This window comes from uncultured Nitrospira sp. (genome assembly GCA_902500695.1).
In the GTDB taxonomy this organism is placed as follows: Bacteria; Nitrospirota; Nitrospiria; order Nitrospirales; family UBA8639; genus Nitrospira_E.
Genome location: CABVRQ010000002.1, coordinates 116,176 through 121,327 on the forward strand (window position 1 = coordinate 116,176; position 5,152 = coordinate 121,327).

4 protein-coding genes are annotated in these 5,152 nt (G+C 46.8%); all 4 read left to right on the plus strand.

Features of this window, described 5'->3' with window-relative positions; translation table 11 throughout:
* Positions 1 to 287: 287 nt before the first annotated feature.
* The 4 genes from AAH187_RS00900 (at position 288) to AAH187_RS00915 (ending at position 4,798) form a co-directional block, all read left to right on the plus strand.
* The gene (locus AAH187_RS00900) at positions 288 to 1,271 is read left to right on the plus strand and encodes a glycosyltransferase family 2 protein (protein WP_342346549.1); all 984 of its coding nucleotides are present in this window, start codon (positions 288 to 290) and stop codon (positions 1,269 to 1,271) included.
* Between the two features lie 265 nt (positions 1,272 to 1,536).
* Complete coding sequence (locus AAH187_RS00905; RefSeq protein ID WP_342346550.1) at positions 1,537 to 2,958, plus strand: glycosyltransferase; 1,422 nt, start codon at positions 1,537 to 1,539, stop codon at positions 2,956 to 2,958.
* Between the two features lie 109 nt (positions 2,959 to 3,067).
* A complete protein-coding gene (locus tag AAH187_RS00910; RefSeq protein WP_342346551.1) occupies positions 3,068 to 3,901 on the plus strand; it encodes a DUF2334 domain-containing protein in 834 nt (277 codons plus the stop codon).
* Positions 3,902 to 4,057: 156 nt separating this feature from the next.
* Positions 4,058 to 4,798, plus strand: coding sequence for a class I SAM-dependent methyltransferase (locus tag AAH187_RS00915; protein WP_342346552.1), 741 nt, complete (start codon positions 4,058 to 4,060; stop codon positions 4,796 to 4,798).
* Positions 4,799 to 5,152: the final 354 nt, after the last annotated feature.

Below are 5,152 nucleotides of genomic sequence, written 5' to 3' on the forward strand. Positions count from 1 at the left end.
AGGAAGCGAATGTGTGGCTCCAGATGAGGGAGATCAGGAATCAGAATGATTTGGCATTCAACCCGGTAAAACTTTAAGTGATCCCGGCAGAAGTATATAAAGTTCATTCTGTGGGATTTTAACTTTCAACTGATGCACCTCAAGTTCCCTTGCCAACATTTGGAGAGAGCATAAGATGGGGCGAATATTCGATGGTGAAAATGAGATAGCTTTTAAGAAGGGAAGGAAGGATAAGGTGTGATTTCTAATCTCATGTTGAAATATGCGAAAGTTAAATCGGTGTTCAGATGCCATCTCTGATTAGTGTGGTTATTCCTGCCTATAATGCTGAAAAGTTTATCGGGCAAACAATACAGAGTGTGTTGGACCAAACTTACCCTTGCCACGAAATCATTGTGGTTGATGATGGGTCTACCGATAACACAAAGGAGGTTTTAAAGCGGTTCGACGGCACAATTCGCTATCTGTATCAGCAGAACAAAGGCCCATCGGCTGCAAGAAATGCGGGAATACAAGCGGCACAAGGAGAATTTATTTGTTTTTTGGATGCCGATGATTGTTGGACTTCTGAAAAGCTGGAAGTGCAACTGGCTTTTATGGAGGCCAATCGGAATGTGGCTCTTGTCTTTTCCGACTATGAAGAATTTAATGAAGAGGGTATTGTCCTTTCATCTTTTCTTGCGGAAAAAAAACATATGTTTCCAACATGTCCCATTGTGGCAGGGCCTCTGGATCATGCCTTTGAAACATTGATCCTTGAAAATTTTGTTACGACACCAACAGTGATGGTCAGAAAATCCTGCCTGGAAAAGACCGGAGTATTTGATGAAGAAATAAGATCGGTGGAAGACAGGGATTTATGGTTGCGGATAGCCGCCTCGTATAGGATTGCATGTATTCCAAGGATCTTCTGCAAAAAACGGGTTCATCAAATGAATGTTTCAAAGCAAACTGAGTTGGCTGTGCGTGGAAAGATTCGAGTGCTGGAGAAGAATTGGAAACTATTTCCTCAATTGGTCCCTGACCGTATGTGGAGAACCCACCTTGCAGAAGCCTATTGTCAGCTTGGGTATCTTTTGCTTGAAAAAAATCAAAGGAAGTGCGCGTTAAAGGCGGGCATGTTGAGTCTGAAGCACATGGTATTGCGAGGGCCTAGAGACACTTCTCTGAAATTTATGCCATGGTGGATGAGTGCGGGATTGATTCCGACAGCTCTTTTGGGTTGGAATTTAAGCCGATCTTTAGGGCAATCCCTAAAGAAATGGAAGTAAGGCGTTCTATCTCAGTTCCCTGAAACAAGGGTGCGAGTTATCGAAACATGCAGGCAAAAACGAAAAGGCAATTGTGTGCCGGAGAAATGATGTACCTTTTTCGATAAACCCGAAGAACAGCTGGCTTATGTTGAGCAAGAGACTGGTTCAGATGGGTTGAATCCAGATGGAACAGGTCTTTTAGGAAAGAGCCGGTAGTCAAGAGACCTGTAGGATACGCACATCGGACAGGAATTTGAATTTCTACTGACGCAAGCAATTCTCAATGAAATCTGTGGTGGTGATCTCATACAATTTTCCCCCCGATGGAAGTGCGGGGGTGTATCGACCGCTTCGCTTTGTGCGTCATTTGCCGGATATGGGCTGGCATCCTACTGTGGTCGCATCCGGTAACACACACCAAGGAAGAAACGATCCCGGCTTGTTGTCATTGGTGCCAGACCATGTTGAGGTTGTGCGGGTACCTGGTGCGGATGCATGGCAACGATTCCAGGCCTGGCGAGCGAGGAGATCATTCAAAATGCCCTCCGGCTCTCCTCCGGAAAATGTTAGAGAAATCAATGAAAATCCACCTCCTTCCATGCGTTCTTATTTGAGGAGTTTCGTGAGGAAGGCTGAAAGTTATTACTATCACCCGGATTTGGCCATGCCTTGGATCACACCAGGTATGACTGCCACGGTGAAGGTGTGTCAGCGGACAGGCGCAAAGGTGATCTGGGTAACAGGAGGTCCGTGGTCCTCGTTTGTGGTGGCGAGAAAGGCTTCCTTGCATACCGGGGTGCCATATGTGCTCGACTTTCGAGATTCATGGACGTTGGCAGGCAGCCCCTTCGATGACGATCGACCTGGGTGGGCAAAACGACGGGATCGCCGCCTCTTATATCAGATCTTTGAAGGAGCCCAGGCCGTAATATTTCGTTACCATTCAGAGGCCGAATGTTACTGGCGGGCTTACCCTGGAGCCTTAGAACTCTCCCGCATTCATATTATCCCCAATGGATTTGACGGCACAATTGCCGGGTACAACCCCGATCCAGGGAATCAAACCACATGTGTGGTTTTGTATGCCGGGACGATCGCGCCCTACCGGTATGATACCTTGCTTCAAGGAATACGCCTGCTCAAACAATCCTCCCCGGTCCTTGCCGGGTATTTGCAACTTCTGTTCGTTGGTGAAGGCACGGAGGCAATTAATCGTGCGGCGGGCATTCTGGGCGTCCTGGACGTTGTGAAAATTATGTCAGCTGTTTCCTATGCCGAAGTCTGTCGCCTGCAGACTGAGGCCAACGCGCTCCTCCTGCTTGGGTTGATCCCCATGAAAGGATATGAGTTATGCGGGAGTAAGGTCTTTTCCTACCTGAAGGCAGGCCGTCCGATTATCGGAATCCTCCCTCAGGATGAAATGAAAACCGTTCTGCATCGGGTAGGGGTGAGGACAATCGCGGATATTGATTCGCCCTCCGAGATTGCCACTGTGTTTCGCCAGGTGCTTGAGGCATGGCGTGAGGGCACGCTTTCCTCATTTGTTCCTGATAGGAAAAGCAGCGAAACGTATTCGGCTAAGCAACAGACCCTGGCTCTCGTTCGTGCCCTTGAGGGAGCACCTCCGGTTGACCCGTTTGTCCCGGGCTCGGTGGAAATTCCACTCAGTTTACAGGGAGATATTGGAAAAGCTGGATGGGTTTGAGGGGACAGCGGAGACAGTGTAGCACTGAAAGCTCACACGTAGGACAGACATTTCGTGTGTCATTTTTTAATTCCTCCTGCAAGTATCTTCAGGCCTAGAAGGAAGAACAATGTATTTCTGTATTCGTGACGACGATACGAATTTCTTTACGACGCCTGATGACCTTGAGCATGCATATGGGGAGATTAGCCGATGGGGGCCCATTTCTTTGGCCATCATTCCTTTTTGTCGTCCCGGAACCAATAGAGCGGTTCCTGAGCATGTCCGGGATCGGCTGTCTATCCATCCATTGCACAAAAATCGATCGCTTGTGGAGTATCTCCGCGATGGGATTGCTCAAGGTCGTTTTGAAGCGATGCTCCATGGATTTTATCATGATGAGGAGCATGGTAACCCGGAATTTGCACAGGGATCCGATTTAGCTAGGCGGGTCAGGGATGGGCGAAAATATTTGGAAGATCTCTTAGGCACCAGTATTCGGGTTTTTGTCCCACCTCACAACACAATCGGACGCCAAGGATTACGTGCCCTTGCGCGGGAGGGACTGCATTTGGGAGGGGTCGCCGGGCTTCGGGGCGGGTGGCCGCTTACTTCACTGAAAACCTGGGGGCTGTGGTCGAGACTCTATTATTGGCGGAAAAGCGGAGGATTGGGTATTCCCTGGATCTTGGATCTGAAGGATCATTACGAGATTGCCGGTAATGCCGTGACTCCTCGATCTTCTCTTCAGCGAAATGAAATGATCTTCGACCATGCGTTAACCAAGGATGGAGTCTTCTGCGCTGCGACACATTATTGGGAATTGGATATGCCAAGTCCGGAGTCAGGTGCCTTAACGGTCGGTGAGCAATTGAGGAAACTGATTGCGCGTGCTCAGTCGGATTCCCGAGTGGCTTGGCGGTCGGTTGGCGAGATTGTGTCGGCTGGAATACCAAAAGTCTAAATGAAGTGACATCGCGAGTCGTTATGTCAGGATTCAGGAGATGATCCAATGAAAACGCTAATGTTCGATGCCGACATGCATTTTTTCGGTGAGTCCACCTATCTTGGTGATTAATAGGTGTGGGACATCAAATGGGAATTTGGAGGAAAAATGCTCATGCAAAGCATAGATATCAGGCAGATTGAGGTATGTAAACGAAAGGGAATTTCTATCAATGAAGATAGTTATATTTTGGATTTTGGTTGTGGAGATGGCCGTCGGGTCTATCAACTTCTGGATTCCGGATATAAAAATTCTTTTGGATTCAATAAAGGGAACTATATGGATAGAGGAACTCCGATAAAATTGCGGCAGGAACAGGATCAGCAATTTTTTCGATTTACCGATAATGACACCATTCCCTTTCCTGATAATTATTTTGATTTAATAATTTCAGATCAAGTATTTGAACATGTCTTGCATCAACACGAGGCGTTTAGTGAGATTTATCGGGTTTTGAAAAATGGGGGAGTGAGTGTTCACGTGATACCTGCGAAATGGCAAATCATCGAACCTCACATTTTTGTTCCTTTCGGAGGTCTCATTAAAAATTTTTTCTATTATTATTTTTGGGCCATGCTGGGAATTCGAAATAATTGGCAAAAAGGATTGTCAGTCAAAGAAACTGCCAAGCGTAATAGTCTTTATGCGAAGGAAAATTTACATTACCTCAGCTGTCGTGAATATCAAACGATGATGTCGGAAATTCACTTTAAATATAGTTGGGAAGAACTGGTCTATATGAAAGCGAGTTACAAACGCAACATTCAAAAGTTGGCGGCCCTCTCCGAAAAAGTGCCTCTAGTTTGCAGTCTTATCCGGCACTTTTATCAACGGGTGTTATACCTTCAAAAATAAAATTCATCGCTGTTTCCCCTGGCATGAAGGGTCACGTTTTCGAAATGAGAAAGTGTATACCAGAGGGTTTGTCGTTGTGGTGGTACAAATGAAAAAAATCCGGCCAAAGAGAATTGCTCGGGGCCCCAACGCCCGATGAGAATGTGGATATGTCAGCTCTGAGAGCGGGCGCTCTTACCGTCGGTACACATTGAAAAGAATGAATTTATGTAGGGCGTCGGATTCGCAGTTTGTTTGACGTTCAATGGGGCAAGTGGTGTTGGTTGAATCATTATTAATTTAATATGTGTGGATTTGTCGCGTTTTTACAGGATAAGCCGATTGTCGACCTGGTCCATGCCCGAGAAGCGCTCG